Annotated in this window: 17 protein-coding genes; 6 read left to right on the top strand and 11 right to left on the bottom strand. The window is 71.6% G+C overall.

Annotated features, from left to right (window positions below):
• Position 1: 1 nt before the first annotated feature.
• Complete coding sequence (locus BUE41_RS03530) at positions 2 to 1,165, bottom strand: ABC transporter substrate-binding protein (protein ID WP_073455373.1); 1,164 nt, start codon at positions 1,163 to 1,165, stop codon at positions 2 to 4.
• 353 nt (positions 1,166 to 1,518) lie between these two features.
• Here BUE41_RS03530 and BUE41_RS03535 point away from each other — a divergent pair, with 353 nt between their 5' ends.
• Both BUE41_RS03535 and BUE41_RS03540 read left to right on the top strand, forming a co-directional pair.
• Positions 1,519 to 2,949, top strand: coding sequence for an MDR family MFS transporter (locus BUE41_RS03535; RefSeq protein ID WP_234996935.1), 1,431 nt, complete (start codon positions 1,519 to 1,521; stop codon positions 2,947 to 2,949).
• Between the two features lie 423 nt (positions 2,950 to 3,372).
• The gene (locus BUE41_RS03540; RefSeq protein ID WP_073455375.1) at positions 3,373 to 3,879 is read left to right on the top strand and encodes an FBP domain-containing protein; all 507 of its coding nucleotides are present in this window, start codon (positions 3,373 to 3,375) and stop codon (positions 3,877 to 3,879) included.
• Between the two features lie 6 nt (positions 3,880 to 3,885).
• On the opposite strand, the gene BUE41_RS03545 is transcribed toward BUE41_RS03540, so the two are convergent.
• Genes BUE41_RS03545 through BUE41_RS03555 form a run of 4 tightly spaced genes read right to left on the bottom strand, consistent with a single transcriptional unit; the run spans position 3,886 to position 5,479 of the window.
• Positions 3,886 to 4,455, bottom strand: a complete 570-nt coding sequence (locus tag BUE41_RS03545) for an Asp23/Gls24 family envelope stress response protein (protein ID WP_143171947.1) — start codon at positions 4,453 to 4,455, stop codon at positions 3,886 to 3,888.
• Complete coding sequence (locus BUE41_RS03550; protein ID WP_073455377.1) at positions 4,452 to 5,018, bottom strand: RNA polymerase sigma factor; 567 nt, start codon at positions 5,016 to 5,018, stop codon at positions 4,452 to 4,454. Before BUE41_RS03550 ends, BUE41_RS03545 begins: the two co-directional genes overlap by 4 nt.
• Before the next feature lie 42 nt (positions 5,019 to 5,060).
• Positions 5,061 to 5,213: a hypothetical protein gene (locus BUE41_RS30645; protein ID WP_159444849.1), complete on the bottom strand. Its 153-nt coding sequence runs from the start codon at positions 5,211 to 5,213 to the stop codon at positions 5,061 to 5,063.
• A complete protein-coding gene (locus BUE41_RS03555) occupies positions 5,210 to 5,479 on the bottom strand; it encodes a hypothetical protein (RefSeq protein ID WP_073455378.1) in 270 nt (89 codons plus the stop codon). Before BUE41_RS03555 ends, BUE41_RS30645 begins: the two co-directional genes overlap by 4 nt.
• 202 nt (positions 5,480 to 5,681) lie before the next feature.
• On the opposite strand from BUE41_RS03555, the gene BUE41_RS03560 reads away from it, so the two are divergent.
• A complete protein-coding gene (locus BUE41_RS03560) occupies positions 5,682 to 6,077 on the top strand; it encodes a nuclear transport factor 2 family protein (RefSeq protein ID WP_073455379.1) in 396 nt (131 codons plus the stop codon).
• A gap of 56 nt (positions 6,078 to 6,133) precedes the next feature.
• Here the strand turns inward: BUE41_RS03560 and BUE41_RS32365 are convergent, their stop codons facing one another.
• The 5 genes from BUE41_RS32365 to BUE41_RS31135 form a co-directional block, all read right to left on the bottom strand.
• Positions 6,134 to 7,411 carry a VOC family protein gene (locus tag BUE41_RS32365; protein ID WP_407691647.1) on the bottom strand — a complete coding sequence of 426 codons (1,278 nt, stop codon included), beginning with the start codon at positions 7,409 to 7,411 and terminating at the stop codon, positions 6,134 to 6,136.
• Positions 7,308 to 7,580 (bottom strand): fumarylacetoacetate hydrolase family protein, encoded by a 273-nt coding sequence (locus BUE41_RS32815; RefSeq protein ID WP_073455380.1) that lies wholly within the window; start codon positions 7,578 to 7,580, stop codon positions 7,308 to 7,310. The genes BUE41_RS32365 and BUE41_RS32815 overlap by 104 nt, the downstream gene beginning before the upstream one ends.
• 233 nt (positions 7,581 to 7,813) lie before the next feature.
• Entirely contained in the window at positions 7,814 to 8,578 is a 765-nt protein-coding gene (locus BUE41_RS03580) for a GntR family transcriptional regulator (RefSeq protein WP_073455381.1), read from the bottom strand.
• Positions 8,579 to 8,719: 141 nt separating this feature from the next.
• Positions 8,720 to 8,995, bottom strand: a complete 276-nt coding sequence (locus tag BUE41_RS31130) for a VOC family protein (protein WP_073455382.1) — start codon at positions 8,993 to 8,995, stop codon at positions 8,720 to 8,722.
• Between the two features lie 15 nt (positions 8,996 to 9,010).
• Positions 9,011 to 9,424, bottom strand: coding sequence for a VOC family protein (locus BUE41_RS31135; protein WP_073455383.1), 414 nt, complete (start codon positions 9,422 to 9,424; stop codon positions 9,011 to 9,013).
• A 170-nt stretch (positions 9,425 to 9,594) separates the two neighbouring features.
• Here BUE41_RS31135 and BUE41_RS03595 point away from each other — a divergent pair, with 170 nt between their 5' ends.
• A complete protein-coding gene (locus tag BUE41_RS03595) occupies positions 9,595 to 10,893 on the top strand; it encodes a hydroxyacid-oxoacid transhydrogenase (RefSeq protein ID WP_073455384.1) in 1,299 nt (432 codons plus the stop codon).
• A 63-nt stretch (positions 10,894 to 10,956) separates the two neighbouring features.
• Positions 10,957 to 13,797 (top strand): FAD-binding and (Fe-S)-binding domain-containing protein, encoded by a 2,841-nt coding sequence (locus BUE41_RS03600; protein ID WP_073455385.1) that lies wholly within the window; start codon positions 10,957 to 10,959, stop codon positions 13,795 to 13,797.
• 258 nt (positions 13,798 to 14,055) lie between these two features.
• Here BUE41_RS03600 and BUE41_RS03605 read toward each other — a convergent pair whose 3' ends face one another.
• Positions 14,056 to 15,141: a winged helix DNA-binding domain-containing protein gene (locus BUE41_RS03605; RefSeq protein WP_073455386.1), complete on the bottom strand. Its 1,086-nt coding sequence runs from the start codon at positions 15,139 to 15,141 to the stop codon at positions 14,056 to 14,058.
• 167 nt (positions 15,142 to 15,308) lie between these two features.
• Between BUE41_RS03605 and BUE41_RS03610 the strand changes: the two genes are divergently transcribed.
• A complete protein-coding gene (locus BUE41_RS03610; protein ID WP_073455387.1) occupies positions 15,309 to 16,979 on the top strand; it encodes an MFS transporter in 1,671 nt (556 codons plus the stop codon).
• The last annotated feature ends 96 nt before the right edge of the window (positions 16,980 to 17,075 follow it).

A 17,075-nucleotide genomic window follows, 5' to 3' on the forward strand; every position in this document is an offset into this window, starting at 1 on the left:
CTCAGCGGCGGAAGACACCGTAGCCCGCCGCCTCCGCGTTCGCGTCGAACCGCAGCAGGTTGTCGATCTGCTCGTCGGTGATCGTGCGGCCGTAGAGGAACTCGTAGTGCTCGCGGATCTCCGAGCGCAGGTCGACCTCGTAGGTGTCGGGGTGCAGCAGCGCCGCAGCCCACTTCCACATCAGGTGCGACTCGGCGCTCGGCGGGTCCCACCAGAACCCACCGGACGGCACGGCGTAGACCCGCTTGTTCTTCACCGCGTCGATCCCGGCGAGTGCGGGGTCGGCGTAGATGTCGGCCGGGGTCAGCTTCGTCATGGCCGAGGTGAAGATGACCTCGGGGTTCCACTGGATGAGCTGCTCGACGTTCACCGCGCTCGTCGTGGAGTACTCGAGGTCGGCGCCCACGTTCTCGGCCCCCGGCAGGGTGAGCCAGAAGTTCATGTAGGCGTCCTTCGAGCTCATGCCCGCGTTGTAGCCGCCGTCGCCCGCGGAGCGCAGGAAGATCGTGCGCGGTGCGGTGGTCTGCTGGGCGGCGAACGCCTTCAGCTCGTCGATCGTCTTGTGCATGCGGTCGAGGAGCTGCTGGCCGCGCTCCTCCTTGCCCAAGAGCTTCGCGAACATCCTCACCCAGGTCTCCAGGTCCTCCTGGGTGCCGTACTGCAGGCCGATCACCGGGTAGCCGGCGGCCTCGATCGGGCCGATGAACGTGTTGTAGTCGCCCTGGTGTGCCCACTGGATGACGACATCGGGGTCGATCTGGATGATCGTCTCGACGTTCGGTACGAAGTCCGGGCCGGACACGACCGCGTTGTCCAGCGCCTGCGGGAACATGTCGGCGAACGTGCTGCCCTTGTCCCGCGCGATCGTCGACTGGTTCACGCCCTTGATCCGGTCGTAGCTCTGGTCGAGCGCTGTGATCATCGACGGGGCGGGGATCACCGTCGTGACGATCTTCTCGATCGGCTTGGTGAACGTGTGGGTCTTGCCGCGCTGGTCGGTGATGACGATCGGCTCGGCCAGCTCGCCGGACTCGGCGGTGGTCTGGTCGACCGGGGCGCGGCTGGAGCAGGCAGCGAGCGCGAGCGCCGCCGCGAACGTGACTACGGCAGCGACGACGCCTCGGCGCTTCGATGCGCGGAAGCGCGGTCCGGAACGGGGGAGCATACGACCTTCCTTCCGTGACCTCGGGTTATCCGGGGGTGACCAGTGACTCCCGAATCGAGGCAATGGGAACCTAAAGAAAGGATAGGGACGCCTTATTTAGTAGTGAAGTACTACGTGACGTCGCTCGCGAACGTGACCGGCGTCCGCAGTGCGCGGTCCGGGCTGTTCCCCCTGGTCGGCGGTGAGGCGTGCCGACCCGGCCGCAGGTCGGGACGGCGGTGGTCACGTCGCGGTCACTCTCCGCGCCCTGTCCTCATGGTCGGGTTCGGCCCCGGTCCAAACCGGTTGACCCGGCTCGGGGTGAGACGGTGGTCTGACGAGGAGATCGACACGCACCGTCCGAGGAGCACATGATGACCGGCCTGACCGCGCGACCATCGGCGATCCGTCCGCGGGTGGTGATCGCGCTGCTCGTGGGGTCGGCGTTCGTCATGATCCTCAACGAGACGATCATGAGCGTGGCGCTGCCCGCGCTCATGGCCGACCTGCAGATCGGGCCGAGCACCGCGCAGTGGTTGACCAGCGGTTTCCTGCTGACGATGGCGGTGGTGATCCCGGCGACCGGGTGGGTGCTCTCCCGGTTCGCCCCGCGCAGCATCTACCTCGCGTCGATGACCCTGTTCAGCGCGGGCCTGCTCGTCGCCGCCCTCGCACCCGGCTTCGGGGTGCTGCTCGTGGGCCGGATCGTGCAGGCGATCGGCACCGCCGTGATGGTGCCGCTGCTCATGACCACCGTGCTGCGCCTCGTCCCGGCCGAGCGGCGGGGCGCCACGATGGGCACGATCACGATCGTCATCGCCGTCGCGCCCGCGGTCGGCCCCACGCTGTCCGGCATCATCCTGGCCGCCCTCGGCTGGCGGTGGATGTTCTGGCTGGTGCTGCCGATCGCGCTGGTCGCGTTCGCCGTCGGCATCGCGCGGCTGCGCGTGCCCGCCGAGACCCGCCCCGTCCCGCTCGACGCCTTGTCACTGGTGCTGTCCGCGGTGGCGTTCGCCGGCATCGTGTTCGGGCTGTCCGGCATCGGCGGCACCGCGACCGGTGAAGTGCCGGTGGCGCCGTGGATCCCGGTCACCGTCGGTGCGGTGGCGCTCGCGGTGTTCGTCGTGCGCCAGCTGTCGCTGCAGCGCGCCGACCGGGCCCTGCTCGATCTGCGCCCGTTCACCCACGGGAAGTTCGTGCTCGCGCTGGGACTCATGCTGCTCGGGATGATGGCCCTGTTCGGGGCGCTGATCCTGCTGCCGCTCTACATGCAGGACGTCCTCGGCGCCACGCCGTACGCCACCGGCCTGGCCCTGCTGCCCGGCGGCCTCGCGATGGGCCTGCTCGGCCCGGTGGTCGGCCGGCTGTTCGACAAGTTCGGCCCGCGCCCGCTCGTCCTGCCCGGTGCGATCGTCACGAGCACCGCGCTGTGGCTGTTCACCCTGCTCGGGGAGCAGTCGCCGCTGCTGCTCGTCGTGGGCTTCCACGTGCTGCTGACCTGCGGGCTGTCGTTCATGTTCACCCCGCTCATGACCGACGCCCTCGGCTCGCTGCCCGCCGACCTCTACAGCCACGGCAGCGCGATCGTCACGACCCTCCAGCAGGTCGCGGGAGCCGCGGGCACCGCCGTCTTCATCACGATCATGACCCTGGCCTCGCAGTCCGGCGGCGCCGTCGACGCGGCGGGCACGCACGCCGCGTTCCTCGTCGCGGCGATCATCTCGCTCGCCGTCGTGGCGCTGTCGGTGCTCGTCGGGCGTGGGGCGCGGGCGCCGCAGGTTCCGGCCGCGACCGGGGGACGGTGAGCTCGGGGCGAGTCGCGGTTCCCGTGTCGGCGAGTCGGCCGGGGGATGCGGTGGCCCGGGATGCGCTGGTCCCGCCTGAACTCCTGGGAACGGCGCTTTCGTCAGCGACGTCGCTCACGAAAGTCGGGTTCGTGGACTTCGGGCTGTGCTACGCACCCGTACGGCGTGAGATCAATCCTGTCGCGCCGTCCTCCGCCGGCGGTTAGCATCCCGACCGTCCCCCGGCGGCGTCCGCCCCGGGACGCGTGAGCTGGACGGGCGAGGAGCAGCGATGGGTGTCGTCGCGGAGAGCGAGGTGGCCGTGCAGGCCTGCTCAGCCGCCGTGCACCCTGCCCGCACCCACTGACCGCACGAGTCACCGAGCCGCGCGCTGCCGCAGGACGTGCTGGCGCGCGCTCGTGCGCCTGCTCCCGAAGGACTTCCATGAACCCGCTCACCGCTGCCCAGATCCGGGCGTCGTTCGTCAACGCCACTCGTCGCGAGATCAGCCAGGCGACCCTGCCCGATCTCGACGCGCTCCGCTGGGACCGCCTCGACTACCTCGGCTGGCGCGACCGCAAGGCGCCGCTGGCCGCCTACGTCGTCGTCGAACTCGACGGCGCCCCGACCGGCATCGTGCTGCGGGCCGCCGACCGCGGTGACGGCGCGCCGCGGCGCGCGCTGTGCACGTGGTGCGAGGACGTGATCGAGATCGCCGACGTCACGCTGTACACCGCTCGCCGCGCCGGCGCCCCGGGTCGCAACGGCGCCAGCATCGGCACCCTGGTCTGCACCGACTTCCGCTGCTCGGCGAACGTGCGCCGCCGGCCGACCTCGGCCGAGGCGGGCACCGGCGCCGCGGAGATCCGTGAGCTGCTGGTCGCCGGACGCGTGGCCGGCCTGCAGGAGCGGTGCGAACGATTCGTGCGCGAGGTCGCCAGCACGCGCTGACGGCGCTCACTCCAGCACGTCGTCGATCACCACCGTGATCTCCGCCGCCGTGAGCCCCGTGATGTCCCGCACCGCGGTGGCCACGGCGGCGCGAACCCGGTCGGCCAGCTCGTGCAGGTCGTACCCGAACCCTGCCGCCAGCGTGATCTCGATCGCCGTGGTGCCGCCCGCCACCCCCGCGGTGACCCCGGTGTCGGTGAGGGCCACGCGCACCCCGTCCACCTGCGCCGCCGCCTCACGGGCGGTCACCGTGATCACCCGCGCGGCGATGCGCAGCTCCCCGTCCGGGTCGGGGATGATCGCGTACTCGGGCCGGGCGAGCGTGGAGCGCAGCCGCTGCAGCAACTTGTCGATCTTCCCCGGCGGTGCGGTGACGGGTTCCGCGGCGAGGGCCGCCAGCGGCGCCCACTGCTGCTGGTACTCCGCCAGCGCGGCCTGGCAGTGCACGCAGCCCTCCTGGTGCGCGTCGCGGACGTGCGCTCGACCCGCGGCCACCTGCTCGATGACGTCGTCGATCGGCCGCCCGCACACGAGGCGTTCGGGCGGCGATGCGTGGTGCTGGTCCCGGTCGGTCATGTCCACGCCCGCAGGTGCTCGAGGAGGACGCGCCGGGCACGGTGGAGGCGCCCGCGCAGCGTCGACTCGGGGATGTCCAGGATGGCAGCGGCGTCGTGGTAGCTGAGCTGCTCGATGTCGACGAGCACGACCGCGGCGCGCAGGTCCGGCGGCAGGTTCAGCACCGCGGCGATGGCCGCCCGCAGCTGGCCGCGTGCGACTGCCTGCACGTCGGCCCCGGGTGCGGTGCTCAGCGCGGTCTCGTCCAGCTCGTGGTGCTGCCGCGCGCTCGTGATGTGGTTGATGCACCGGTTGACCACGACCCGGTACAGCCAGGTGGTGAACCGGCTCTTCCCGGCGAATCCGGCCAGCGCCGTCCACACCTGCAGCACGACGTCCTGGACGATGTCCTCTGCGTCGTGCGGATTGCCCACCATCCGCAGCGCGATCCGGTAGATCCGGTCGCGGTGGCGGTGGACGAGCACCTCCCACGCGTCGATCGACCCCGAGCGGGCCTTCGCGATCAGCCAGTCGTCGGCTGCCGTGTCGAGTCCGCCGGGCCGATCCTGCCCGTCAGCGGCCACCGGCGTCCGGCCGGTGGTCCACGGGCGTGTCGGGTTGCACGATCAGTGATCCTGCTCCACCTCGGTGGAGCCCCGCTCCTCGGCCCGGCGCCGGGCGATCTCGCCGACGAGCTCGTCGAAGATCGGTGTGGCCGGGAAGGCGTTCTCGTCGGCGGTCTCGATGCCGTACGGAGGGGTCTGCTCGGCAGTCGTCATCCCCTGGGCGTCCCTTCGGGTCGTGCTGGGTCGTCCGCGGGCAGGAGCGTGACCTGCGCTTCGGCGATCCGGCGGGCCAGGAGCTCCGCCAGATCCTGGACGGCGTCGCGGCCGTAGGCGGTCGTGAGCCAGAACATGACCTCGCGGGCCATGCGGCCGGCGCGTTCGGCGTCGTCGTTGTCCCGGAACGCGGCGACGACGTCGTGCATCGCGGCGGAGAGGGCGTGTTCGTACACCGTCAGGCCGCTGGTTCTCGCCACGTGCACCCCCTGTCACTCCTCTGCCCGCAACGGCGCCGGCCGGCCCCCGTCCGGCCGGCGCCGTTCTGATCTCTCGGACAGCTCGGCACCGCGATCCTCACACTGCTGTGATCGGCATCACTTCTGGAGTGCGTACGGCCCTGTTCCTGACGTTCCGGCTGGCATAGCCTGCGGGCTCCGACGCAGAGCCGAGCCACCGGAGGCCTCGATGGCGGACCAGAGCGGTGCCACCCGAACCGGCGCGACGGTCGAGGTGCTGGAGGCGATCACGGCGGCGTTCAACGCCCACGACCTCGACGCGATCATGGCGTTCTTCGCCGACGACTGCTCGCTGGACCTGCCGCGGGGCACGCAGCCGTGGGGCCACCGCGTCACCGGCAAGGCCGCCGTCCGGGAGGCGCTCGCCGGGCGCTTCGCCGGCCTCCCCGACGTGCACTACGGCGACGACCGGCACTGGGTCAGCGGCGATCTCGGCGTCTCGGAGTGGCTGCTCACCGGCACCCGCGCCGACGGCGAGCAGGTGCGGGTGCGCGGCTGCGGCCACTGGGAGTTCCGCGACGGCGAGGTGGTCCGCAAGGACTCCTACTGGAAGATCGTCGAGTAGGAGATCGCCGAGCAGCGCCTCGGAGTAGGAGATCGCCGAGCAGCGCCTCGACCAGGTCAGTGATCGAGTGACGGCGGGTCGATCGGCCCCCACTGGTTCACCGTGGCCAGGTCGACCTCCCGCGTCTTCGGCCCCATCGGGTACTCCTCCTGCCCCGGCCGCGGCTCCCCGTACCCCTTCGCCTCGTCGTGCACGTCGTCGATCTGCGTGAACAGCTCGACGACGTTGCCGTCCGGGTCGCGGTGGTAGGTGAACAGGTTGTGCCCGGGGCCGTGCCGGCCGGGACCCCAGTGCAGCCGGTGGCCGTGCTCGGCGAGGTGGTCGAGCAGCGCGATGAGGTGGTTCGGGTCCCGCATCTCGTTCGCGACGTGGTGCATGCCCTGGTACTTCGTGCTCGCCATGGAGGTGGCCGCGTGGTGGTCGGAGTTGCACCGCAGGAAGACGAAGAAGTCGCCCACGGTGTCGGACCAGCGGAGCCCGAGCAGGTCCTGGTAGACGCTCTGCATCGGGGCCGGTGCGGGCGGGTAGGCCGCGACGTGGCCGAGCGTGGTGGGCCGCAGCGGGGGGGGGGGGGGTACCCGTCGACGCCGGACGGGTCCTGGCTCGTCATGAGGTGCAGCGGCACCCCGGTGGTCGGCTCCTCCAGCACCAGCACGTCGGGGGTGCCGGGGCCGATGTCGGTCGCCGCTGGGTCTCGAAGCCGGCTTCCTTGAGCCGGCGGGCGGCGTCGTCGAGGTCCTCCCACACCTCGTAGCCGACGGTCGTGCGCGCCTTCCCCGCGCCCCTCGTGATCGCGACGCAGTGGTGGTCGGTGCCGGTGGTGAGGAAGGCCTGGTCGGGGCGGACTCGACCAGCTCGAACTCGAGGACCTCCGTGTAGTACTCGACGAGGCGGTCCACGTCGGGGGCCTCGAACCCGACGTAACCCGGCGTGGAGACGCGGACTGCGGACTGCGGAGCGGTCATCGGCCCAGGTCCTCTCCAGAGGTCCGTTCGGCAGGTCGGTTCAGCAGGGTCCGACCAGTAGGGTCCGACCAGCCGGAATCGACGACGGGGTTGCTCAGCCGGCCCACGCCGTCGATCTCCGCGACGACCTCGTCGCCGGGCTGCAGGACGTCCCGCCTCGGGGTAGTCGACCCCGGCCGGGGTGCCGGTGGCGATCACGTCCCCCGGCTCGAAGGTGACCAGCTCGCCGGCGGCGGCCACCAGCTCCCAGATCCCGGTGACCATGTCAGCGGTGCTGGAGTCCTGCTTGACGATCCCGTTCACCGACAGCCGCAGCGCGATCGGTCGTCGACCAACCAGTCCGGGACGATGCCGGGCCCCATCGGGCAGCTCGCGTCGCCGGCTCTGGCGGGACCGGAGAGGGCCTGCTGAGCTGGTCGCGCGCGGACACGTCGTTGAGGACGGTCCAGTCGGCCACGTGATCGTGACCATCGGCCGGCCCGACGCCCGATGCCCGTCGGCCGATCACGACCGCGAGCTCGACCTCCCAGTCGATCATCGGGCCGGGCCGGCAGTCGGATCTCCTCGTCCGGGCCGACGACGGTGGTGGTCGGCGGCTTGAAGAAGAGGTACGGCTCGACCGGTCCGGCCGGCGGTGGGACGCCCATCTCCTGCAGATGGGCGTGGTAGTCGGCGCCCGCGCACAGGATCTTGCGGGGGTAGCGCAGCGGCGCGAGCAGCACAGCGTCGGCCACGGGGGCCATCAACGTCCGATGCTCTGGCGAGCCGGAATCAGCCGGAGTCGGATGCGGCGTCGGAGCAGTCGCAGAGCAGCAGATCCAGCGCGGCGTCGACGAACGGCGTGCCGCGGCCGGGGGCGTGCGCCTCCACGACGCGCCGCGCGCTGCCGGACAGGTGGCGAGCCATCTCGACGACCGCGGCCTTCCCGTCGCCGTGGCGGACCGCGTCGAAGATCGCCTGGTGCTCGCGCTGGCGGGCCTCGAAGTCCTGGGTGTTGGTGAGCTGGTCGATGCGTACGTAGCGCTCGCTCTGCTCGGCGTAGGAGCTGATCGTGCGCAGCACGGGCGCGCCGCTGCGGCCGACGAGCAGCCGGTGGAACCGCCGGTGCGCGACGGTCCAGCTGGCGTAGTCGCCGGCGCGGTACGTGCGGTCCATCTCCTTGTGCGCCGCAGCGGCGCTGCGCACCTCCTCGCGGGTCATCCGGCCCGCGGTCAACCGGGCGCCGAGCGACTCCAGGGTGATGCGGGCCGCGTAGAGCGAGTCGAGCGCCTCGGCGTCCAGGCCGAGCACGACGCTGCGCTGGTTGGGCTCGGCCGAGACCAGCCCCTCCTCCTGCAGCATGCGGAACGCCTCGCGCAGCGGGGTCCGCGAGACCGCGAGCACCCTGGCCAGCTCGGCCTGCTTGAGCTGGGTGCCGGGCGGGATGGCGCCGGAGATGATGAGATCACGCAGGTACGCGTGCACGCTCACGCTGGTCTGGCGCGGATCCTCGATGCGCAGACCCTCGCGGCCCGCCAGGAGCTCGCCGATCGACACGATTCGAGTGTATGCACGCGCGACTCGGCGTGCGTCAATCAGCCCACGTTATTTGACAGTTCACATGAAACTGTCGACAGTTATCGCGATGTCCAACGGTGGTCGCGGAGCCCCTGCTGCCCGTCGACGCCGGCGCGTCGATCAAGCAGGGCCGGTGGGGAAGTGTCCGTTGCGGAACACGTCGTCCAGCTCGGCGACCTGGAAGTCGAGGTGGCACAGCCCCGGTTCGCCGCCCTTGGGCACGGCGAGCTCGTGGCGCACCTCGTCGATGCGCATGAGGCAGGCGGCGTCGCCGATCCAGTCCGACACCCGCGCGTTGAACGCGGTGGACCAGAACCGGTGGGCCTCGGCGACGTCCGGCGCATCGAGGCAGGGGTGGCCGAAGCCGGTGATCCCCGCCAGCCGGCCCGGCGCCACCGGCCGGGCGAGCGTCTATTGGCCGACGACCAGCTCGATGCGGTTGCCGAACGGGTCGTCGAACGCGAGGAAGCCGGCCACCCGCCGTGACCGGGCCGCGGCGGGATCGCCCCGGTGCGCGGTGACCCCGCGGGTCTCCAGCTCGGTCCCGGCCAGCGCGAGCGCCTCCTCGTCGCGCGCCGTGAAGCCGGAGGCGAGCACGCCCGAGCCGCCCTCGACGAGCGCGAGGCGATGGTGACGCCCGTCGGCGCGCAGGTACGCGACCCGCTGATCTGTGTTCACATCGGGGTGCTCGGCGGTCGCCGCGGTGCCGTCGGCATCGACGTCGCCGACCGGTCCCAGGCCGACGACGTCGACGGTGAACCGGGCCGCACTGTCGAGATCTGCTGCGCCAGAGCGGACGTAGGCGATGTCGGTCAGCTCGATCATGCCGTCCTCCCCGTCGGCGGCGCCCCGTAGCACAGTACAGAGTGAATACACTTTTTGAATGTCAACTCCGGCGCTCAGGGGAGCGGGCCGGACCGAAAGGGCAGGGCGGCCTGCGGGATCCGGCCCGTCCCCCGTTGCAGCCCGGTTACCCCCGTGCCACCGTGACCGACATGACGTCGTTCGAGGTTCCGGAGTTCACCGAGGAAACGATCTTCACCTGGGGTGCCCCGCCGTTGAAGTTCGGTGCGGGTGCGGTCGACGAGATCGGGTTCGAGCTGTCCGGCTACGGCGTCAAGCGGGTCCTGATCGTCACCGACCCGGGCGTGAACGCCCTCGGTGCCCCGCAGCGGCTCGCCGACACGCTGCGCCGCTACGAGATCGAGTCCGAGATCTTCGACGGCGTGCACGTCGAGCCGACCGACGACTCGATGAACAAGGCCGTCGAGTACGCCCGCGTGCAGGGGCCGTGGGACGGGTTCGTCGCGATCGGCGGCGGCTCGGCGATCGACACCGCCAAGGCCATCAACCTGCTCACCACCCATCCCGGCGAGCTGATGGACTACGTCAACAAGCCGATCGGCCGCGCCATGGTGCCGCCCGGGCCGCTCAAGCCGCTCGTCGCCGTCCCGACCACCGCGGGCACCGGTTCGGAGTCCACCGCCATGTGCGTGCTGGACATCCTGTCGATGAAGGTCAAGACCGGCATCAGCCACTGGCGGCTGCGGCCCACCCTCGCCGTCGTCGACCCGCTGCTGACGATGACCCTGCCGCCCGAGGTGACCGCGGCGTCCGGCATGGACATCACCTGCCACGCGCTGGAGAGCTACACCGCCCGCTGGTACGCGCACTTCGACCGCAAGAAGCCCGAGGAGCGGGTCACCTACTGCGGGTCCAACCCGGTGTCCGACCTGTGGTGCGAGAAGTCGCTGTCGCTGCTCGCCCGCTCGTTCCGCCGCGCGGTCGAACGCGGGTCGGAGGACCTCGAGGCGCGCACCGACATGATGATGGCGGCGACGTTCGCCGGCATGGGCTTCGGCAACTCCGGCGTGCACATCCCGCACGCCAACGCCTACCCGATCGCGGGCATGGTGAAGGACTACCGGCCCGCCGGCTACCCGCAGGACGAGCCGATGGTGCCGCACGGCCAGTCCGTGTCGCTGACCGCGCCGGAGGCGTTCCGCTACACCTTCGACGCCGCCCCGGAACGGCACCTGCGCGCCGCCGAGCTGCTCGACCCGGCCGCGGACAAGGAGAACGACCCGCGCGAGCAGCTGCCGGCCGTGCTCACCCGCCTGATGCGCGACATCGGCATCCCCAACGGCATCGGTGGGGTCGGCTACACCGAGGCCGACGTGCCCGAACTCGTGCCCGGCACCATGAAGCAGCAGCGGCTGCTGGCCACCTGCCCGAAGACGCCGACCGAGGACGACATCGCCCGGATCCTCGCGAACTCGATCGAGAACTGGTGATCTGAGGCGCAGAACACCGCCCGGCGCGCGCGTGACCGGACCCGACAGTTCAGACTTGCGGGCGTGAGAACGCCCGCATCGACGGTCCCGACCACCGACCTCGCCGCCGACCTCGCCAAGGTCGTGGGCGGAGAGGTGCGCTTCGACGCCGCCCACCGCGCCATGTGGGCGGCCGATGCGTCCAACTACCGGAAGGTGCCGATCGGGCTGGTCCGCCCGCGCGACGAGGCCGACGTGGAGGCCACGTTGCAGGTCTGCCGGGAGCACGGGGTGCCGGTGCTCCCGCGCGGCGCCGGCACCTCGATCGGTGGCCAGGCCGTCGGCACGGCGGTGATCCTGGACTTCACCCGGTACATGAACAAGGTGCTGGAGCTGGACCCCGAGGCGCGCACCGCCCGGGTCCAGCCCGGCGTGATCTGCGACCAGCTGCGCGACGCCGCGGCCCCGCACGGGCTCACGTTCGGTCCCGACCCGTCGACGCACAACCGCTGCACGATCGGCGGGATGATCGGCAACAACGCCTGCGGTTCGCACTCCGTGGCGTGGGGCAAGACCGTCGACAACACCGAGCGGATCGAGCTCATCACCTACCGCGGGGAGCGGTTCGACACCGCCGACCCCACCGGCGACATCCCGCGCAGACTCGCCGACCTGCACGCGCGCGTGGGCGAGCGGGTCCGCGAGACCTACCCCGATCTGACCCGCCGCGTCTCCGGCTACAACCTCGACCAGCTCCCGCACGACTTCGCCAAGGCGCTCGTCGGCGCGGAGGGCACGCTCGGGGTGATCACCGCCGCGACGATGAAGCTCGTCGAGTCGCCACCGGTCCGCGCCCTGGCCGTGCTCGGCTTCCCCGACGCTTACGTGGCCGCCGACAACGTCATGGTCGTGCGGGAGCTGCAACCGCTGACCATCGAGGGCATGGACTCCGGGCTGATCGCAGCCCTGCGTGCGCACAACCCGGTGGAGACCGCGTCGAGGGCGCTGCCCGACGGCGGCGGCTGGCTCTACGTCGAGACCGGCGGCGCCACCCGCGAGGAGGCGGAGGCCAAGGCGCACGCCGCCGTCAAGGCCATGCGTCCGTACGGGCTGGTCGACGCGCTCGTCGTGTCCGATCCGGCCCGCATGCGCGCGCTGTGGCGCATCCGCGAGGACGGCGCCGGCATCGTCACGCGCGACGTCGACGGTGGCGAGGCCTGGCCCGGCTGGGAGGACGCCGCGGTGCCGCCCGAGCGGTTCGGCGCCTACCTGCGCGAGTTCGACAAGGTGCTGGAGCGGCACGGCCGCCGCGGCATCTACTACGGCCACTTCGGCGACGGCTGCCTGCACGTGCGCATCGACTTCGACCTGATGACGCGGGCGGGCATCGCGAACTTCCGGGCGTTCATGGAGGACGCCGCCGACACCGTCGTCCGGCACGGCGGTTCGCTCTCCGGTGAGCACGGCGACGGGCGGGCCCGCTCGGAGCTGCTGCCCCGCATGTTCCCGCCGGACATCATCGCGGCGTTCGAGGAGTTCAAGGGCATCTTCGACCCCGACGACCGGATGAACCCCGGCTGCATCGTCCGTTCGGTGCGGATGGACCAGGACCTGCGCGTGTTCGTGGGGATGCCGGGGCTCAAGGGCGAGCAGCACCTGGCGTTCCAGCACGACCGCGGCGACTTCGGCCGCGCGCTGCGCCGCTGCCTCGGTGTGGGCCGCTGCGTCACCCCGCACGGCGGCGTGATGTGCCCCAGCTACCGGGCGACGGGGGAGGAGAAGAACTCCACCCGCGGTCGTGCCCGCCTGCTCTACGAGATGGCTACCGGCGACGTGATCACCGGTGGGTTCGCCGACGATGCCGTCGCCGACGCGCTCGACCTGTGCCTGTCGTGCAAGGGGTGCAAGACCGACTGCCCCGTCGGCGTGGACATGGCCGCGTACAAGACGGAGTTCCTGGCCCGCCGCTACGCCGGCAAGATCCGCCCGGCCAGCCACTACTCGATGGGTGCGCTGCCGCGGTGGATGCACCTGGTCGGCAAGCTCCCCGCGCGCGCCGTGGACACGCTCAACCGGCTCGCCCAGGTGCCCGCGCTGGCCGCCGTCGCGAAGAAGATCGGCGGCATCGCGCAGGAGCGGAAGATCCCGACGATCGCGCGCGAGCGGTTCACCCGCCGCCCCCGCCCGGCCCGGCCCGGTCACCGCGGCCGGCTGCTGCTGTGGGCGGACACGTTCACCGACCACTTCGACCCGGCCATCGCCGAGGCCGCCGTCGACGTGCTGGAGTCGCTCGGCTACTCCGTGGAGCTGCCGCCGAAGCAGGTGTGCTGCGGGCTGACCTGGATCTCCACCGGGCAGGTCCGCACGGCGCGCAAGGTGCTCTCCCGCTCACTGGCCACGATCAAGCCGTGGCTCGACGCCGGGGTGCCGGTCGTCGGGCTGGAGCCGTCGTGCACCGCGGCGCTGCGGGCCGACGCCACCGAGCTGCTGCCCGCGGACCCGGTGGCCAAGGCCGTCTCCGGCGGGATCCGCACGTTCGCCGAGATCCTCGCCGAGCACGTCGACGAGCTGCGCGAACGGGCGTCGGGCAGCCGCAAGGCGCTGGTGCAGCTGCACTGCCACCAGCACGCCGACCTCGGCTCGGAGGCCGATCGGAAGGTGATGGCCGCGCTCGGCATCGACGCAGAGGTGCTCGACTCGGGTTGCTGCGGCCTCGCCGGCAACTTCGGCTTCGAGAAGGGCCACTACGAGGTTTCGATGGCGGCCGCGGAGCGGGTGCTGCTGCCCGCCGTGCGCGCCGCGGCCCCGGACGTCGAGGTGCTCGCCGACGGGTTCTCCTGCCGCACCCAGCTGCGGCAGGCGGGCACCCGGGAGCCGGTGCACCTCGCGCAGCTGGCGGTGCAGGCACTCGGACTGGGCGGCTGAGCGCTGATCCCGTCAGGACGGAGACGGCCCGGTCCGCGGTGCGGCCGCGGTCGGGCCGCGTCTCCTCCTCCAGCTCGATGAAGATCGAGCTGGGGCCGTCTCGCCGATGTTGCAGCCCTGGTGCTCCTGCCGTGCGTGGCGTCTCCCGGGTGGTCGCGGTACTGCAGCACCCGCAAGGTGACGGATCCACCGCGGGCGGCGGAGCACCGCACGAGTCGACCGGATGGCCGCAGCGAGGACGGAGCAAGCGAGGACGGATCAGCCTGCGAAGCGGACGGCGGCCGGGGCGCCCTCGGCGAGGAACGCGGCCAGCGCATGCCCCTCGCGTTCGACGTCGGCGCGCTCGGCTGCGGACAACCGGCGCAGCGGGTGCACGGTGACCCCCTCGGCGTCGCTCGTCCACGTCGCGGCCACGCGGCCGTCGACGAGCAGGACGCGCTCGCCCGCCGCGGACAGGTTGCGGTGCTCGTCGTCGATGATCCGGCGGCGATCGGAGTAGCCGAGGACGGCGTTGTCGAACGCGGGCAGGAACCGCGGCGGTGCCGGGGTGTCGGGGTGGGGCAGGGGAGCGTCGGGGACGTCGAGCAGCTCCCGGCCGCGCGCATCGCGGAAGATCCGCAGCTGCGGACGGATCCGCTTGAGCACCTCGGGCAGCCCGGTGAGTCCCGACCACGCGCGCACATCCGCGCTGCTGGCCGGCCCGTACGCGCGCAGGTAGCGCAGGATCAGCTCGCCGGCGTCGGCCGGCTCGCGATCCGGCGCCCGGCCCAGCCACGCCTCCATCGTCGTGTACGCGGCGGGCAGCGCCGTCGGAGTGCTGCCGCTGCCCCACACACCCCGCGGCGGCACCTGCACCAGTTCGACGACGCTCCCCAGCGCGTCGGCGAGATCACGCACCTTCACCTGCGGCCAGCGGTCCGCGATCCGGCGCGCGGCGTCGGGCAGCCGCAGCGGCTCGGCGTGCAGGTGGGGGCGCCCGGCGGCGGCCAGCTCGGCCAGGTCGACGCCGGGCAGCACCCGGCTGAGGGTCGTGTACATGCGCTGGACGAGCATCGGCTGGAACAGTGACCGCAGCGCCAGCGCGTCGGCCGCGGTGAGCAGGTGGATGGTGCGCCGCTGGAGGTGGGTGCGCACCACGGTGCGCTCGTGCAGCAGCGTGACCAGCTCCGTGGGCGCGAACCCGGCGATGCGCGACCACAGCCCCACGTACGGCTCCAGCGGCTCCTGCGCCTGCAGCCCGACGAGGTGCTCGACGACCTCGCGCGCCGGGCGGGCCGCGCGGTCGAGGAGGAGCTGCCGGGCCAGCGTCGCGCGGTTGAGGGCGCGGTCGTCGAGCACGTCCATGAGCTGACCGTATCCGGCAAACCGGTCAGGACCTGTCCGCAATGCCGATCTCGCCGGGTTTCCGTCTGCCGGGAACGAGCACGGGCCTGCGCCGCCTGGGTGCGCCTACGTTCTGCGCCGCGCTGCCGGCCGCAGGCGCCGGCGCGCGTCTCGACGGGAGATCCGAGATGAACAAGCAGGAACTCAAGGTCGTCGGTGCGTCCGCGGCCGGCACAGCGTTCGAGTGGTACGACTTCTTCCTGTACGGCGCACTGGTTCCGGTGATCGGGAGCAAGTTCTTCGGCGGGTACGGGCCCGCGGCGCAGACGGTGTTCGCGCTGCTGACCTTCGCCGCCGGGTTCCTCGTGCGCCCGCTCGGGGCGGTGATCTTCGCCCGACTCACCGACCTGATCGGCCGCAAGGTCGTCTTCCTGATCACCCTGATCCTGATGGGCGCGTCCACGGTGGCGGTGGGGCTGCTGCCGACGTCCGCGGAGATCGGCATCCTGGCACCGATCCTGCTGGTCACCTGCCGGATCCTGCAGGGTCTGGCGATCAGCGGCGAGTACGGCGCGGCGATCACGTACGTGTCGGAGTACGCGCCGCGCCACCAGCGGGCGTTCTTCGTGGGGTGGCTGGTCGGGACGACACCGCTGGCGCTGTCCCTGTCGCTGGCCGTGCAGCTCGTGGTGCAGGGCGTCGTCGGCCCCGAGGCCTACGTCGAGTGGGGCTGGCGGATCCCGTTCATCATCTCCGTCATCCCGCTCGCGATGTCGGTGTGGATCCGCGCCAAGCTCAACGAGAGCCCGCTGTTCCTGAAGATGAAGGAGGAGGGCACCCGGGCGAAGGCGCCGCTGCGGGAAGCCTTCGGCACCCGGGCTCGCCTGCGCATGTTCGGCGTGGTGCTGGTGCTGGCCGCGTCGCTGGCGTTCATCGGCTACCTGTCCACGGTCTACCTGCTGACCACGACGCAGACCCACCTGAAGGTCGACCCGTTCACCGTGAACTGCATCTTCATGGTGGTCATGCTGGTCGCGTTCGCGCTGTGCGTGTTCTTCTGCTGGCTCTCCGACCGCGTCGGCCGCAAGCCAGTCATGTTCACCGGCATCGCCCTGTCGGTGCTGTTGATCTTCCCGATCGCGAACGGGCTGACCACGACGGCGAACCCGCAGCTCGCCCGCGCGCAGGAGACCGTGCGCGTCACGCTGAACGCCGACCCGGCGCAGTGCTCGTTCCAGTTCAACCCGGTCAGCCTCGGCGGGACCGTCTCACCGTGCGACCAGGCGCGCAACGTGCTGCAGGCCAACTCGGTGATCTTCCACCGAGCCGACGCCACCGGGCCGACCACCGTGGTCGTGAACGGCACCGAGGTGCGGGAGGGACCGAACCTCGCGGACGAGCTGACCGCCGCCCTGGTCGACGCCGGCTACCCGGTCAAGGGCTCCGCGGAGACCGTGCGGATCGACTCGCTCGGTGACCTGCTCGACAGCCGGGTGCTGCTGGTCGCCCTGCTCGTGCTGGCGCTCGCCGCGCTGTCGCAGGCGGTGCAGGGCCCGGCCGCTGCGACGATGGCCGAGGTCTTCCCGACCCGCATCCGCACCACGGCGCTCTCCATCCCGTACCAGATCGGTGTCGCGTTCTTCGGCGGGCTGCTGCCCGCCACGATGGTCGCGATCGGCGCCGAGCTCGGCAGCTTCACCGCGGCCCTCTGGTACCCGGTGATCGGGATGACGATCGGGCTGGTGATCCTGCTGTTCACCTTGCCGGAGACCCGCGACACCGACCTGTCGGCGGTGCACATCAAGGGTGACGTAGAGGATCCCGAGCCCGCGGAGGAGGCCACGGCGGGCGACCGATGAGCGCCCGTTTCCTCTGAACGGAAGATCGACCTGGAGCTGCCCCGCACTGCGCTCTTACCGTCCTGGCGCAGGTCGGCACAAGTGGGTGGAGGCGTC

Origin of the sequence: Pseudonocardia thermophila (genome assembly GCF_900142365.1) — a bacterium.
Lineage (GTDB): Bacteria > Actinomycetota > Actinomycetes > Mycobacteriales > Pseudonocardiaceae > Pseudonocardia > Pseudonocardia thermophila.